Origin of the sequence: Streptomyces sp. NPDC088733 (genome assembly GCF_044751185.1) — a bacterium.
Lineage (GTDB): Bacteria > Actinomycetota > Actinomycetes > Streptomycetales > Streptomycetaceae > Actinacidiphila.
In genome coordinates this window covers 121,225-134,735 of record NZ_JBIVLH010000007.1, presented here as the reverse complement: position 1 = coordinate 134,735, position 13,511 = coordinate 121,225, and the positions used below count along the sequence as shown (strand labels likewise).

Here is a 13,511-nt window from a genome sequence, read left to right as displayed (position 1 = left end):
CGCGATCAGCCGGCCCGGGTCCCCTGCGGCGGCGCGGGCTGCCAGGCGCGGGTGGGGACGACCAGCGGCCCTCCCGTGACGGGGTCGGGGACGACGACGGAGGCGAGGCCGAAGACGTCCTGGACCAGTTCGGCGGTGACGATGTCCTCCGGAGGGCCCTGGGCGACGATGCGGCCGGCCTTCATGGCGACCAGGTGGTCGGCGTAGCGGGCGGCCTGGTTGAGGTCGTGGAGCACGGCGACGACGGTCCGGCCGCGTTCGTGGTTGAGCCGGCGGACCAGGTCGAGCACCTCGACCTGGTGGGCGATGTCCAGATAGGTCGTGGGCTCGTCGAGGAGCAGCAGGTCGGTGTCCTGGGCCAGGGCCATGGCGATCCACACCCGCTGCCGCTGGCCGCCGGAGAGCTCGTCCACGGGGCGGTCGGCGAGGTCGGCGGTGTCCGTGCGCTCCAAGGCGTCGGCGACGGCCCGCTCGTCGGCCTCCGACCACTGCTGCCACCACCGCTGGTGCGGCTGGCGGCCGCGGGCGACGAGATCGGCGACCGTGATGCCGTCCGGCGGGGTGGGGGACTGCGGCAGCACACCGATGGTCCGGGCGATCTGCCGGCCGGGGACGCGGGCGAGTTCGGTGCCGTCCAGCAGCACCGTGCCGCGGCGCGGCTTGAGGAGCCGGCCCAGGGCCCGCAGCAGGGTCGACTTTCCGCAGGCGTTGGGCCCGACGACGACCGTGACCCGGCCGTCCGGGATCTCCAGGTCCAGGCCCTCGACGACGGTGCGGTCCTCGTACGCCAGGGTGAGGTCCTGCGCCGCGAGGCGACTGGTGGGCGTAGGGCTCATGACGAGGTGCCTCCGGAACGGCTGCGGGTGCGGACGATGAGCCACATCAGGTACGGGGCGCCCACCGCGGCGGTGAGCACGCCGACCGGCAGCTCGATCGGGGAGAACAGACGGCGGGCCAGCAGGTCCGCGACCACGACGACCAGGGCGCCGCTCAACGCCGAGGACAGCAGCGGGATCTGGGCCGTGCGGGTGAGCCGGCGGGCGATCTGCGGGGCGAGCAGCGCGACGAAGTCGACCGGTCCCGCCGCGCCCGTCGCCACCGACGCCAGGACCACGCCGAGCGCGGTCAGGCCGAGGCGGACCCGGTCCAGGCGCACGCCGAGCGCGGTCGCGGTGTCGTCGTCGAAGGACACGCCGCGCTGGACCCGCGCCGCCCACAGCGCCGCGGGGACGCCGATCAGCAGGACGAGCCCGAGCGGCCCGGCCTCCTCGTAGCCGCGGCCGTTGAGCGAGCCGGTCAGCCAGACCTTGGCCTGCTGGGCCACCAAGTAGTCGCCCTTGGTGAGGAACAACTGCGTCAGCGAGCCGAGCGCGACGGACACCCCGATGCCCACCAGCACGAACCGCGAGGAGTGCAGACCGCGCCGCCAGGCGAAGACGTAGACGATCAGCGCCGCCGACAGGCCGCCCGCGACGGAGACATACGGCAGCACGTCGTACGCGACGGCGTTGAAGCTCATGGCGGCGACGGTGGCCGCGCCCGCGCCGTGCGTGACGCCGATGACGTCGGGGCTGGCCAGCGGGTTGCGTGCGACGGTCTGCACCAGCGCCCCCGCCACACCGAACGCGGCCCCCGCCAGCAGCCCGACGACCAGCCGCGGCAGGCGCAAGGTGCCCACCACCAGTTCGTCGGGGCTGGGCCGCCCGAGCAGGACGCGGACGACCTGCGCGGGGGAGACGAAGGCCTCGCCCACGCACAGGTACGCCACCACCGCGCAGGACAGCAGCACGGCGAGCACTGACGCGACCACGACCGCGCGGCGGTGCACGAGGAAGCTGGCGCGTCCGCCGCGGACGACGGCGTAGCCGGCCGGGCGGACGGAGGAGCGGGCCGAAGTGCCGGTCGCCCGAGGGGCGTCGAGGCTCATGCCGCCACCACCGCCCTGCGCCGCACGAGCGCGATCAGGAACGGCACGCCGATCAGGGCGGTCATGACGGCCACCGGCACCTCCGAGGGCGGGAAGACGATGCGGCCGATCACGTCGGAACCGAGGATCATCACCGGTCCGAGCAGCGCGGCCAGCGGCAGGACCCAGCGGTGCGCGGTGCCGACCAGGGCACGGGCGATGTGCGGAACGGCGAGACCGGTGAAGGCGATCGGGCCGACCGCGGCCACCGCGGCGCCCGTCAGCACCGTCGCCCCCAGCGCGCCGAGCACGCGCAGCAGGCCCACGTTGTGGCCGAGGCCCTTGGCGGTGTCGTCGCCGAGCGCGAGGGCGTCGAGACCGCGGGCCATGGCCGCCACCAGCACCACGCCGGCCAGCAGGAACGGCCAGATCTGGCCGATGATCTCGCTGCCGCGCCCGCTGATGGAGCCCACCTGCCAGAAGCGGAACTCGTCCAGGGCCCGGGCGTTCGTCGTGACGATCCCGGAGACCAGGGAGGCGAGGAAGGCGTTCATCGCGGCACCGGCGAGGGCGAGTTTGACCGGTGAGGCGCCACCGCGCCCCCCGCTGGCGACGGCGTACACCCCCACCGCCGCCAGCGCGGCGCCCGTGAACGCGAACCACACATAGCCGTTCAGGGTGTGCACGCCGCAGAAGGCGATCGCGCACACCACACCCACCGACGCGCCCTGGCTGACGCCCAGGATGCCCGGCTCGGCGATCGGGTTGCGGGTGATGCCCTGCATGACCGTCCCCGCGAGGGCGAGCGCGGCGCCCGCCAGGACCCCGATGACCGTGCGGGGCAGCCGCAACGACCGCACCACCTGGGCGTCGTTGCTCGTACCGCCGTGCACCAGGGCCTGGACCACCTCGCCCGGGGCGATCTGACGGCTGCCCACGGCGAGGCTCAGCAGGACGGCGGTCAACAGCATCAGCACGCCGGCCAGCAGCCAGGCGGCACGGCGGCGGGTGGGTGGCGACATGCGCCGCGCTCACTCTCTCTTCGTCGGACCGGCAGACCGGCAGACCGTCAGGCCGTCAGGTGCGTCTGGAGGTCGTCCAGCACCGCGTTGGCGGCGGTCACGCCGAGCCCCAGGTACCAGGTCTCGTCGGCCACGTCGAAGGCGTGGCCGTCCTTGACCGCCTTGAGGTTCTTCCACAGCGGGTTGCCCTGGGCCTTGGACTTGTCGGTGGCCTTCGGGTCGCCGTAGACACCGGTGAAGATCCAGTCGGCGTCCGCCTGGTCGATGTTCTCGGCGCTGATCTCGGCCGCCAGGTCCTCGATGTCCTGGTTCTTCGGGCGCGGGATGCCGACGTCCTTGAGGATCGTGCCGATGAAGGAGTCGTTCGCGTACAGCCGGATCTTGCCCTCGGGCATGTAGCGGACCATCGAGACGGTCGGCTTGTGCGCGCCGAGCCGGGCGCCGAAGTCCTTGGCGCGCTTCTCGTACGCGGCGAGGTTCGCCTGCGCCTGCGCGGTCTTGTCGAGCGCGGCGGCGTTGAGGAGGTAGTTCTGCTTCCAGGTGAAGCCCGGCCGGATCGAGAAGACGGTCGGCGCGATCTTCGACAGCTCGTCGTACGAGGCGGCGGCACGCAGCTGGCTGCCCAGGATCAGGTCCGGCTTGAGCGCGGCGATGGCCTCCAGGTTGAGGCTGTTGATGGTGCCGATGTTCTTCGGCGTGCCCGCGTCCTTCTTCAGGTACGACGGCAGCTCCGGCGAACCCTCCGTGGGGGCCAGGCCGACCGGCTTGATCCCGAGGGAGACAACGTTATCGAGCTCGCCCACGTCGAGCACGACCACGCGCTTGGGCTGCGCGGTGAGCTCGGTGCTGCCCATGGCGTGCTTGATCGTGCGCGGCCACTGGCCGGGCTTGGCGTCGGTGCCGAGCGCGGCCGTCTTCTCGGCGGCGTCGGCGAAGTCCTGACCGCCCTGCGCGACCGACTTCGAGTCCTTCGACCCCGAACCGGCCGTCGCGGACGCGGCGGCGCTGCCCTCCTTCCCGTTCGAGGAGGAATCGCTGCCGCACGCCGCGAGGGACAGTGCGGCGGCGACGGCCAGGGCGACTGCGGCGGTACCGCGGTGCCGAAGAGACATGTGGAGGCTCCTGTAGCTGTGGTGCGCCTGTGAATCATTAGGCGAGCCTTACCTTATGTCGAACCCGCGCCCAGGAGGCAAGCGGGGGTCCCGGAAGGCGCCGTGCGCCCGGAATGACACGGGGCGACGCATGAATCGCGGCGTGCCGGTGAGGCTCGAAGAAGCGGGTGCCGGGCCGTGGTCCCCCGTCGTGACCCGGCACCCGCGCGGTCCGCCGCCGCGGGCCTCGTCCCGGCTTCCGGCCGGGCGGGCGCAGGGGTGCGGGGTACGGGCAGCGGCAAGGCGGGGGACACGGACGAGCAGGCGGCGTTGAGGGCCTGCCGAGCGTGCCGTGCACGGTGAGCGAACCGTGGGCCCGAAGGTGCGGTGCCGGGCCGTGTTCCCGCGTGGTGACCCGGCATCCGCGCGGTCGCGGGGTCAGCCGGTGCGGTCGGCCGCTGTGGGCCCTGTTCCCGTCCGCGGCCGGGCGGGTACGGCGCCGCGGGGCACCGGCAGCAGCAGGGCCAGGGACGCGACCAGCACGGCGGTGAGGCCGGCGGCGTTGAGGGCCTTGTCGAGCGTGCCGTACATGTGCAGGTGCGTCATGTGGAAGACGGTGTGCAGCACATTGAACACCAGCCACGCGGTGGCGGTGGTGCGGACCGTCCCGTCGTCGCGCGCGCGGGCGAGGGCGAGCAGGGCGATCGCGGTCAGCGCGACGAACATGGCGCCCGCGTCCACGATCAAGTGCTGGTTGTACGGTCCGAGGGGCGGCAGCCAATGGCGCCCGAAGCCGGGGAAGTTCGCGTACCAGTGCCGCGGGGCGGCACAGGCCCAGATCCCGGTGTACCCGCCGGCGAAGGCGAGCAGCGCCAGCAGGGCGCGGCGCAGCGTGAGCGTCATGGGGGTCTCTCCGTTCGTCGAAGCCGCAGGCCGCCCCCGGTCAGGAGGGGCACACGGGCGGCAGCTTGTCCGGGGCGCGGACGACGTCGACGCGGACGACGCGCCCCTCGGCCACCGTGAACGACACGACCGTGGTGAGCTGTTCACCGTCGAACACCCCGATCCCCAGCGCGCCGTTGACGGCGATGACCCCGATCCGCTCGTGCGGCTGCGTCTTCGCCGCCACACCCTGCAGGAACCGGGCCACCCGGTCCGCCCCGTGCACCGGGCGCAGCGCCGCCGACACCTGGCCGCCGCCGTCGGTGGTCAGGACGACGTCCGGGTCGAGGGCCCGGAGCAGGCCGCCGAGGTCGCCCCCGACGGCCGCGTCCAGGAACCGCGTCACCACGGCCGCGTGCTCGGCGGCCCCCACCTCCGCGCGCGGCGCCCGCTCGCCGACGTGCCGGCGGGCGCGGACGGCCAGTTGGCGCACCGCTGCCGGGGTCCGGCCCACGGTCCGCGCGACCTCCGTGAACGGCATGCCGAACACGTCGTGCAGCACCCAGGCCGTCCGTTCCGCCGGGCTCAGCGACTCCAGCACGACCATCAGCGCGTAGCTGATGGTGTCGTCGAGGGTGACCCGGTCGGCCGGGTCCCCCTCGAACGGCCCCGCCTCGACCAGGGGTTCGGGCAGCCACGGCCCGAGGTACAGCTCGCGCCGGACCCGCGCGGAACGCAGCACGTCCAACGCGACGCGGGCCACCGCCACGGTCGACCAGGCCTCCACGTCCTCCACGCGGGTGCGGGCGTCGGCCGCGACCAGCCGCAGCCAGCAGTCGGAGACCGCGTCCTCGGCCTCGGCCCGGCTGCCGAGCACCGCGTACGCGACCCGCACCAGCCGCGGCCGGGCCGCGTTGTACGCCACCGACAGCTCCGCCGCCCGGCTGTTCACCGGCCCTCCGCCCGGGCGTCCGGTGTGGTCAGCCAGTCCGCGAAGGTCTGCCGTCCCCGGGGGCCGTCCGCCGCGGGCAGCAGCGCCCCTCCGGTGAGCGCCCGGCCCGCGGCCCCCGGCAGCCGGACGGGGACGAGGAGCCGGCGGTCGCCGCGGGCCCTCGCCAGCCGGCGCACCATGTCGTCCATCTCCAGCACCTCCGGTCCCGCGAGGTCGGGCGCCAGGCCCGCGGGGGCGGCGCCGGCCAGCGTCACGAGCGCGTCGGCGACCTCGCGTGCGGCGATCGGCTGACTGCGCATCCGCGGCGCCGCCACCACCGGGCCCCGGCGCACCAGCATCTGGGCGGCGAACTCGTGGAACTGCGTGGCCCGCAGGACCGTGTGTGGCACGGCCGCGGACAGGACCAGTTCCTCCTGGCGCCGCTTGCCCATGTAGTAGCCGAGCCCGACCCGGTCGCAGCCGACGATCGACAGCGCGATGTGGTGGGCGACCCCGGCGCGGGCGCCCGCGGTCAGCAGGCGGGTCGTGGCGGCGTCGAAGAAGGCCACCGACTTCCGCCTGCCGGTGGTCACCACGTTGCTGACGTCGATCACCGTCGCGCAGCCGTCCAGTGCCGCGTCCAGCCCCGCCCCCGTGGTGAGGTCGACGCCTGTCGAGCGTGCCAGCACCACGGGCACGTCCCCCGCCGCCCGGACGGCCTCCACGACCTTCCGGCCGACCCAGCCGGTCCCGCCTGCCACCGCGATGCGCATGTCCTCGCCCTTCCCGTGTCACCCCTGATCGGGGTCCGCGGCATCCGGCCGCGGAAGGTCCCACACGGATACGACGGGACAGCCGCGCCGGAATGTGACATCGGCGGCGGCCGACCGGCAGGGCCGCGCTGTCGGTGGCGGCGGATACGGTGCGGACCCTGAGTACCGCGGAGGGGGAGGCCTCATGGGGAAGACCACGGACGACTCCGGCACCGGGCCGGACACCCCGCTCCTGGTGGACCTGCCGGTGCAGGCCGCATGGGTGGCGCGGGCCCTGCGCGGTGACGGCTACCGCGCCGACTTCACGCCGGCGAGCCTGATCGAGGTCGAGCGGTTCATGACCGCGAACAGCGACGGGGGCAGCGCCGTCGCGGGCGGCCCGCTCGCGGAGCGCCTTGGAGCGGTCCTCTTCGCCCTGGGGGCCTACGTCGGCGAGACCGTCCGCCGCGCCGCCGGAGGCACGTGGGAGGCCGACGACGACGATCCGCGGGGCGAGGTGAACGTCGCGCTCCGGTTGCCGGACGGCTCGGTCGTGTGGCCGGTCCAGCGGGTGATGAAGCGCTTCGTCAACGGTCCCGAGGACAGCCTCGTCGCGTACGCGGTGGGGCTCGGACTCCGTCTCCCGGCGCCCGGGCCCCGACCGCGGTGGTGGTCGCGGTTCAGCCGGCGGCCGTGACCTCGGGCTTGCGCACGCGGAAGGCGAACTGCCCGCAGTAGGTGAGCTTGCGCAGGTTCACCAGGGCGGTGCGGCGCTTCGTCGTCTTCCCCCAGGCGTCGATCTCCGAGTTGAGCGGCGACGCCTCCTGGAAGTACCGCGAGTACTCCGGCGGCCGGCCGTGGTACGCCCGCATGATCAGCGCGACCCCGTCCAGCGACGGCCGGATCTCCTCCAGGGCGAGCCCGGCCTCCTCGACCAGGACGCGGAAGCCGTACGGCGTGTAGTTCCACAGGCTGAAGGAGTGGTAGGGCTCGAACTGCGAGGTGCTGCCGATGAACACGCCGCCCGGCTCCATCACCCGGCCGATCTCCGCGAGCAGTTCGCGCGGGTGCGAGACGTGCTCGAAGACCTGGTGCGAGTAGACCAGCGGGATCGTGCCCGAGCGGAAGGGCAGCCGGATGCCGTCGTAGTAGACGATCGGGTCCCGGCTCGCCGCGCGCTGCTGCGCCTCGGGCGAGCCGCTGATGTCGACGCCCACCCACCGCACCTTCGGGTCGTGCTTGCGGAACACCCCGGCCGAGGTGCCCCGACCGCAGCCGAGATCCACGACCCGGTCGGGTGCGTCCTTGGCGGTCATGGCCTCGTCGAGGTAGTACCGCGAGGTCACTTGCCGTGCGTGATCGTTGGGAATGCAGTCGTTCATGAGTTCCCAGAGGGTGGCCATGCGCTGATGCTACGGAGGACGAGGCTCCGGGCGCAGCTACTCGGCCCCACTGAGTGTCGCCGGAACACGTGAACAAACGGAGAACAGCAGGTCGGTGGTGTCCCTGGCGAACAGCTCCGCCGCCGCGGCACCGCGGACACGGGGGCCGCCGCGGCCGCCGGGATCGGCGACCCGGTCCAGGGCGTCGACGAGCGACCAGGGGTCGGGAGCCCAGCGGGTCAGCCCGAGTGCGGCCATCCGCCGCACCCCCGCCTTGCCGTGGCCCGGGATGGGCCGGTGGCCGATCACCGGTAGCCCCATCGCCAGGGCCTCCAGCGCCGTCTGCCCGGCCGCGTTGTCCACCAGGGCGTCTGCCGCGGCCATCAGGCCCGGGACGTCGTCCTCCCAGCCGAGCGCGACGGTGCCCGCGACCCGCGCGAGGCGGGCCCGCAGCCGCGCGTTGCCCCCGCACATCGCCACCGGCAGGTAGCCGGCCCCCGCCAGCAGCCGGGCGGTGCCGGCCAGCTGGGTGCCCGCGCCCCAGGCGCCCGCCGCCAGCAGCACGACCGGCCGCCCGGGCGCCCGGGACGCGAAGGTGCGCCGCCACCGCTCCGCACCGGGGGCCGGGGCCAGGAAACGGGACGCCACCAGGGCGCCGGTCGCCGCGGCGGGCCGTCCGGTGGCCTTCCGCGCGGTGCGCGCGGCGTCCTCGGTCAGGCAGCAGTAGAGGTCGTTGCCGGGGTGCAGCCACTGCCGGTGGACGTCGAAGTCCGTCACGACCACCGCGCTGGGCACACGCAGCGAGCCCTTCGCCCGCATCCCGCCCGTGAGCTGCGCCGCGAGGTGGAAGACGGGGACGACGAGGTCCGGCCGCTCGCGCCCGACCACCTCCGACAGGCGCCCCTCCGCGAGCGCCGCCAGCCCGCCCGGGCCCGGCAGCTGCCCCGTTCCGGACCGCAGGAAGGCGGTGTGGATCCCCGCGTAGAGCAGCGGCAGGTGCAGGATCGAGGCGCGGTAGAAGGAGCGCAGGGCCGCGCCCGTGTGTGCCGGCAGCAGGTCGAGGACGTCGGTCCGGACCGTGTGCGCGCCGCGGTCCGCGAGCCGCGCGCCGAGTTCGCGGGCGACCGCGTCGTGGCCCGCGCCCATGGACGCGCTGATCACGAGGACCCGGGGGCGCGCGGGTTCCTCATGGGGTCGGTGCGGCATGTCGGCACCGGTCACCGGATCACCTCCGCGGAACTGCGGATTTCGTCGATGTATCGGAGTATCCGAAGTGCCGCCGCGGCAAACACCGCTCCGGCGGTGAAGCTCGCAGAGCCGGGGTGGCGTTCGGGCGCTTTACTGAGACCGGAGGGACACGTTCCGGGGAAACGGAGCGCCATCTGCCCCGCGTCCGCGGCAGCGACAGAAAGCGACGCCCATGACCACTCACCCGTCCAAAGCGATCAGCGCCGAACGCGCTCTGTCCGGCAGGCCGGTGCCGCCCGGCGCGCCGGCCCCCGTCGCGCTGGTGACCGGGGCGTCGTCGGGCATCGGCGCCGCCGTCGCCGACCGCCTCGCGGCCGACGGATGGCGCCTGCTGGTCAGCGGCCGCGACCGGGAACGGCTCGGTGCCGTCGCGGAGCGCACCGCGGCCACCGCCCTGCGGGCCGACCTGGAGGACCCCGGGAGCCCCGAGCGGCTGGTGCGCGACGCCCTGCTCGCCACCGGCCACATGGACCTCCTCGTGGTCGGCGCCGGCATCGGCTGGGCCGGGCCGTTCGTGTCGATGCCGCAGAACGCGGTCGAGCGGGTCTTCCACGTGGACGTGCTGGCCGCTATGGAACTCGTCCGGCGCGCGCTGCCCGGCATGCTGGCGCGGCGCAGCGGGCACATCGTGATGATCGGCTCCTTCGCCGGGACCGTCGGCGTGCGCGAGGAGGCGGTCTACTCGGCGGCCAAGTCGGCCCTCGGCACGTTCGCGGAGTCGCTGCGGTACGAACTCGCGGGCAGCGGGGTACGGGTCACCCACGTGATCCCGGGCGTGGTGGACACGCCCTTCTTCGCCCACCGGGGCGTGGCCTACAAGCGGTCCCGGCCCCGGCCGGTGCCCGCCGAGCGCGTCGCGGCCGCGGTGAGCGACGCGGTGCGCCGGGGCCGCGCCGAGGTGTACGTGCCCGGCTGGCTGCGCGTGCCGGTGATGGTGCGCGGCCTGCTGCCCGGGGTCTACCGCCGGATGGCCGGCAAGTACGGATGAGACCGTGGACGCGCACGTCCTGACGATCGTGCTGGCCCTGCTGGCGGCCTGCGCGAACGGCGCGGCCTCGGTGCTCCAGCGCAAGGCCAACCTGCAGCAGGACGAGCAGCGGCGGGACGGCGCGCCCGGCCGCGGCGGCGGAAGGCGGGGCGGGCCCGGGATCGTGCGGCCCGTGCTGCGGCTGGTCGGACGCCCCCTGTGGGCGGCCGGGATGGCCGCGCTCGCCCTGTCCGGTGTGCTCCAGGCGACCGCGCTCGCGGTGGGCCGGCTCTCCGTCGTCCAGCCGCTGATGGCGACCGAGCTGCTGTTCACCCTGATGGCGGGCAGCGTCGTCTTCTCCCACCGCCCGGACGGCCGTACCTGGCTCTGGTTCCTCGCGCTGGCCGCCGGGCTCGCCGTGTTCCTGGCCGCCGCAGCGCCCTCCGAGGGGCAGCCCACGGCCGTCACGGGCGCCTGGCTGCGCGCCGGCCCGCCGCTGGCCGTGCTGGCTGCCGTCCTGTGGCTCGCCGGGCGCGCGCTGCGCGGGGCGGCGGCCCGGGCCGTCGTGCTCGGCTGCGCCACGGCGACCGGCTTCGCCTGCACCGCGGCCTTGATCAAGGACGTCACCGGACGCATCCCGGACGGCCTCGGCGCGCTGGTCACCGCCTGGCAGCTGTACGCCGCCGCAGCGGTCGGCCTGCTCAGCCTGGTCATGCTCCAGGCCACCCTGCGGGCGGGCACCCTCGCCGCCTCGCAGCCCGCCCTCACCCTCGGGGACGCGCTGCTGAGCGTCGCCCTGGGGTGGGTGCTGTTCGAGGAGCGGATAGCGCTGGGGGCCCACCTCGTCCCGGAGATCGTGGGGGCCGCGCTCATGGCGGCCGGGGTGGTCGGGCTCTCCCGGTCGCCCGCGCTCGCAGGCGGCTGGGACACGCCCGAGCGCGAACGCACGCCGGCCCCGGCGCGGACGGCGCGCCGTGACTAGCGCGGCGGCCGGCCGGGCCGGCGCGGCCGCGCTGCTGCTCGCGGCCACGCACATCGTCCCGGCCGCGACCTGGCTGCCCGGGCTGCGCCGCCGGGCCTTCCCGGCGCTGGCCGGACTCGGCCGCGCCGACCATGTCGCCCTCACCTTCGACGACGGCCCCGACCCGCGCTCCACACCGCGCTTCCTCGACGCGCTCGACGAACTGTCGGTCCGGGCCACCTTCTTCGTCCTCGGCGCGAGCGTGCTGCGGCATCCCGCGGTCGCCCGCGAGACCGTGCGGCGAGGCCACGAACTCGCCGTCCACGGCTGGACGCACACCCGTCCCTGGCTGCCCGCCCCGGGACGGGACCGCGCCGCGCTGCTGCGCTCCGCGGCGGCGGTCCGCGACACCACCGGCAGCGTGCCGCGCTGGTACCGGCCCCCGTACGGCATCCTCACCGGAGGCCGGCTCGCCGCCGCCGCGCCGGCGGGCCTGACCCCGGTGCTGTGGACGGCGTGGGGCCGCGACTGGACGGCCGAGGCCACCGCGGAGTCCGTGCTGCGGACGGTACGTGCCGGCCTCGGTCCGGGAGGCACCGTGCTCCTCCACGACTCCGACCGCGCCTCGGCCCCCGGCAGCTGGCGGGCCGCGCTCGCCGCCCTGCCGGAACTCGTTGCCGGGTGCCGTGCGGCGGGTCTGACGGTGGGTCCGCTCGCGGAGCACGGGGTGCGGGGCGCGTCCCGCCGATGACGGCGGGTGACCGCGGGTGCGCGGTGCGCGCCGCCGCCGCGCGGGCGGGCCTGAACCCGGTGCTGAGGACGGTACGTGCCGGCCTCGGTCCGGGAGGCACCGTGCTCCTCCACGACTCCGACCGCGCCTCGGCCCCCGGCAGCTGGCGGGCCGCGCTCGCCGCCCTGCCGGAACTCGTTGCCGGGTGCCGTGCGGCGGGTCTGACGGTGGGTCCGCTCGCGGAGCACGGGGTGCGGGGCGCGTCCCGCCGATGACGGCGGGTGACCGCGGGTGCGCGGTGCGCGACCGGGTTCGGCCGGGATCTGAGGGAGGGCCAAAGCCCGGGAAACGGCAGGTCATCAGGGTGCCGACGGGGGTGTGGCGGAGCCGGGTTGCGAGCCGCCGCCCCCTGTAGGACCGTGAGTTCGCAGTGGTACGACTGCCGCCCGAGGGGGCCGTCACACCCGTCACGCCCCCTCGCGAACGCACCACCGGCGGCGGGACCCGTCGCCGACCTTCGCACCCGACTGCTACCGCACCAGGCAGCGGCCAGGAAGGCAGAACGCCATGCCACTCCTCCGCACCCTCGCGTTCACGGCCGCCGCCACCGGTCTCACCACCGCGATGGCACTCGCGCCCACGCAGGCATCCGCCGCCGGCCCGCGGAACACCCCCGGCGCGGCGACGTACGCCACCGTCCTCGTCAACTGCTTCGGCCAGCCACGGGTCATCCCGGGCGACGTCCTGCTCGCCTGCGGAGACGGCAACGACCGCCTCGGCGGCCTTTACTGGACGAGCTGGGACCGCGACTCGGCCGTCGGCTCGGGGTACGAGGAGGTCAACGACTGCGATCCGTACTGCGCCGCCGGGACCTTCCACACGTTCGCGGTCACGGTGCGGCTCTCCGGCAACGTGGCCTGGCCCGGCGATCCGCATCTGCGGCGCTACACGACGCTGACGATCACCTACCTCAACCGGAAGCCGTGGTGGCCGCACTCCTCGACCTACGAGCTGTGGGACGGCCCGCTCACCGGGTGACCCCGGACGCCCCGGCGTCCGGGAGCCGCCGCGCCCCGAGCGGGGCCGCGGGCTCACTCGCCCGTGCTGCCGTCGAGGCGCTCCCTCAGCAGGTCGGCGTGGCCGTTGTGGCGCGCGTACTCCTCGATCATGTGCGTCACGATGTAGCGCAGGCTGAACGTCTCGTCGCGCCATCGAACGGCCTCGTCCAGGGACGCGGCGGCGTCCACGACGGCGCGGGAGTGCGCGCACTCCCGGTGCCAGGCCGCCAACGCCTCGTCGGGGTCGGCGGATTCGACATCGAACTCGGCGTGCGCGCCGTTCCTCGCCGGCCCCCAGTACGGCCCGATCTCCGCCTTGCCCCACACGAGCCGGAACCAGGTGCGTTCCACCTCGACGGCGTGCCTCACCAGTCCGAGAAGGGAGAGCCCGGAGGGTGGGACGGCCTTCTCGCGGAGCTGGTCGCCGGTCAGTCCGGCGCACTTCATCGCGAGGGTCTCGCGCTGGTGGTCGAGGAAACCGACGAGGGAGGCGCGGTCGCCTGCCGTGGTCGAGGGCGGGGTCCGCCGCTGAGCGTCCATCGCGGCATCATGCCACGGGGCGTGCGGCCCAGGGTCAACAG

At 74.8% G+C, this 13,511-nt stretch carries 15 protein-coding genes and 1 pseudogene; 6 read left to right on the top strand and 10 right to left on the bottom strand.

What is annotated here, in order from left to right; all coding sequences use genetic code 11:
- Positions 1-5 precede the first annotated feature (5 nt).
- From ACIP64_RS15145 to ACIP64_RS15115, 7 genes are all read right to left on the bottom strand, one after another.
- A complete protein-coding gene (locus ACIP64_RS15145; RefSeq protein WP_401585963.1) occupies positions 6-836 on the bottom strand; it encodes an ABC transporter ATP-binding protein in 831 nt (276 codons plus the stop codon).
- Positions 833-1,927, bottom strand: a complete 1,095-nt coding sequence (locus ACIP64_RS15140; RefSeq protein WP_401585960.1) for a FecCD family ABC transporter permease — start codon at positions 1,925-1,927, stop codon at positions 833-835. Before ACIP64_RS15140 ends, ACIP64_RS15145 begins: the two co-directional genes overlap by 4 nt.
- Positions 1,924-2,928 (bottom strand): FecCD family ABC transporter permease, encoded by a 1,005-nt coding sequence (locus tag ACIP64_RS15135; protein ID WP_401585958.1) that lies wholly within the window; start codon positions 2,926-2,928, stop codon positions 1,924-1,926. The genes ACIP64_RS15140 and ACIP64_RS15135 overlap by 4 nt, the downstream gene beginning before the upstream one ends.
- A 47-nt stretch (positions 2,929-2,975) precedes the next feature.
- Positions 2,976-4,040, bottom strand: coding sequence for an ABC transporter substrate-binding protein (locus ACIP64_RS15130; protein ID WP_401585955.1), 1,065 nt, complete (start codon positions 4,038-4,040; stop codon positions 2,976-2,978).
- 417 nt (positions 4,041-4,457) lie between these two features.
- A complete protein-coding gene (locus ACIP64_RS15125; RefSeq protein WP_401585953.1) occupies positions 4,458-4,922 on the bottom strand; it encodes a hypothetical protein in 465 nt (154 codons plus the stop codon).
- A 40-nt stretch (positions 4,923-4,962) separates the two neighbouring features.
- A complete protein-coding gene (sigJ, locus tag ACIP64_RS15120) occupies positions 4,963-5,853 on the bottom strand; it encodes an RNA polymerase sigma factor SigJ (RefSeq protein ID WP_401585951.1) in 891 nt (296 codons plus the stop codon).
- The gene (locus ACIP64_RS15115; RefSeq protein ID WP_401585948.1) at positions 5,850-6,605 is read right to left on the bottom strand and encodes an SDR family oxidoreductase; all 756 of its coding nucleotides are present in this window, start codon (positions 6,603-6,605) and stop codon (positions 5,850-5,852) included. Before ACIP64_RS15115 ends, sigJ begins: the two co-directional genes overlap by 4 nt.
- 184 nt (positions 6,606-6,789) lie before the next feature.
- Here ACIP64_RS15115 and ACIP64_RS15110 point away from each other — a divergent pair, with 184 nt between their 5' ends.
- Positions 6,790-7,281 (top strand): hypothetical protein, encoded by a 492-nt coding sequence (locus ACIP64_RS15110; protein ID WP_401585946.1) that lies wholly within the window; start codon positions 6,790-6,792, stop codon positions 7,279-7,281.
- Here the strand turns inward: ACIP64_RS15110 and ACIP64_RS15105 are convergent.
- The gene (locus ACIP64_RS15105) at positions 7,265-7,987 is read right to left on the bottom strand and encodes a class I SAM-dependent methyltransferase (protein ID WP_401585943.1); all 723 of its coding nucleotides are present in this window, start codon (positions 7,985-7,987) and stop codon (positions 7,265-7,267) included. The two genes, ACIP64_RS15110 and ACIP64_RS15105, sit on opposite strands and share 17 nt — an antisense overlap.
- A 36-nt stretch (positions 7,988-8,023) precedes the next feature.
- Positions 8,024-9,187 carry a galactosyldiacylglycerol synthase gene (locus ACIP64_RS15100; RefSeq protein WP_401585941.1) on the bottom strand — a complete coding sequence of 388 codons (1,164 nt, stop codon included), beginning with the start codon at positions 9,185-9,187 and terminating at the stop codon, positions 8,024-8,026.
- Between the two features lie 199 nt (positions 9,188-9,386).
- Here ACIP64_RS15100 and ACIP64_RS15095 point away from each other — a divergent pair, with 199 nt between their 5' ends.
- The 5 genes and pseudogenes from ACIP64_RS15095 (at position 9,387) to ACIP64_RS15075 (ending at position 12,910) form a co-directional block, all read left to right on the top strand.
- Complete coding sequence (locus ACIP64_RS15095; RefSeq protein WP_401585938.1) at positions 9,387-10,202, top strand: SDR family NAD(P)-dependent oxidoreductase; 816 nt, start codon at positions 9,387-9,389, stop codon at positions 10,200-10,202.
- Positions 10,203-10,206: 4 nt separating this feature from the next.
- Positions 10,207-11,163: a DMT family transporter gene (locus ACIP64_RS15090; RefSeq protein ID WP_401585935.1), complete on the top strand. Its 957-nt coding sequence runs from the start codon at positions 10,207-10,209 to the stop codon at positions 11,161-11,163.
- On the top strand, positions 11,156-11,893 hold the full coding sequence (locus tag ACIP64_RS15085) for a polysaccharide deacetylase family protein (RefSeq protein WP_401585932.1): 738 nt from the start codon (positions 11,156-11,158) through the stop codon (positions 11,891-11,893). Before ACIP64_RS15090 ends, ACIP64_RS15085 begins: the two co-directional genes overlap by 8 nt.
- A 92-nt stretch (positions 11,894-11,985) precedes the next feature.
- A pseudogene (locus tag ACIP64_RS15080) lies at positions 11,986-12,147 on the top strand (polysaccharide deacetylase family protein); the annotation flags it as partial.
- 292 nt (positions 12,148-12,439) lie between these two features.
- Positions 12,440-12,910: a hypothetical protein gene (locus tag ACIP64_RS15075; protein WP_401585930.1), complete on the top strand. Its 471-nt coding sequence runs from the start codon at positions 12,440-12,442 to the stop codon at positions 12,908-12,910.
- 53 nt (positions 12,911-12,963) lie between these two features.
- Here ACIP64_RS15075 and ACIP64_RS15070 read toward each other — a convergent pair whose 3' ends face one another.
- Positions 12,964-13,470, bottom strand: a complete 507-nt coding sequence (locus ACIP64_RS15070; protein WP_401585928.1) for a DinB family protein — start codon at positions 13,468-13,470, stop codon at positions 12,964-12,966.
- Positions 13,471-13,511 lie beyond the last annotated feature (41 nt).

Bases quoted from the DNA above. Each gene is read 5' to 3' on its own strand.
- ACIP64_RS15135 (WP_401585958.1), bottom strand. From the start codon at position 2,928: ATGTCGCCACCCACCCGCCGCCGTGCCGCCTGGCTGCTGGCCGGCGTG.
- ACIP64_RS15110 (WP_401585946.1), top strand. From the start codon at position 6,790: ATGGGGAAGACCACGGACGACTCCGGCACCGGGCCGGACACCCCGCTC.
- ACIP64_RS15075 (WP_401585930.1), top strand. From the start codon at position 12,440: ATGCCACTCCTCCGCACCCTCGCGTTCACGGCCGCCGCCACCGGTCTC.
- ACIP64_RS15125 (WP_401585953.1), bottom strand. From the start codon at position 4,922: ATGACGCTCACGCTGCGCCGCGCCCTGCTGGCGCTGCTCGCCTTCGCC.
- ACIP64_RS15130 (WP_401585955.1), bottom strand. From the start codon at position 4,040: ATGTCTCTTCGGCACCGCGGTACCGCCGCAGTCGCCCTGGCCGTCGCC.
- ACIP64_RS15095 (WP_401585938.1), top strand. From the start codon at position 9,387: ATGACCACTCACCCGTCCAAAGCGATCAGCGCCGAACGCGCTCTGTCC.
- ACIP64_RS15070 (WP_401585928.1), bottom strand. From the start codon at position 13,470: ATGGACGCTCAGCGGCGGACCCCGCCCTCGACCACGGCAGGCGACCGC.
- ACIP64_RS15140 (WP_401585960.1), bottom strand. From the start codon at position 1,927: ATGAGCCTCGACGCCCCTCGGGCGACCGGCACTTCGGCCCGCTCCTCC.
- ACIP64_RS15115 (WP_401585948.1), bottom strand. From the start codon at position 6,605: ATGCGCATCGCGGTGGCAGGCGGGACCGGCTGGGTCGGCCGGAAGGTC.
- ACIP64_RS15105 (WP_401585943.1), bottom strand. From the start codon at position 7,987: ATGGCCACCCTCTGGGAACTCATGAACGACTGCATTCCCAACGATCAC.
- ACIP64_RS15145 (WP_401585963.1), bottom strand. From the start codon at position 836: ATGAGCCCTACGCCCACCAGTCGCCTCGCGGCGCAGGACCTCACCCTG.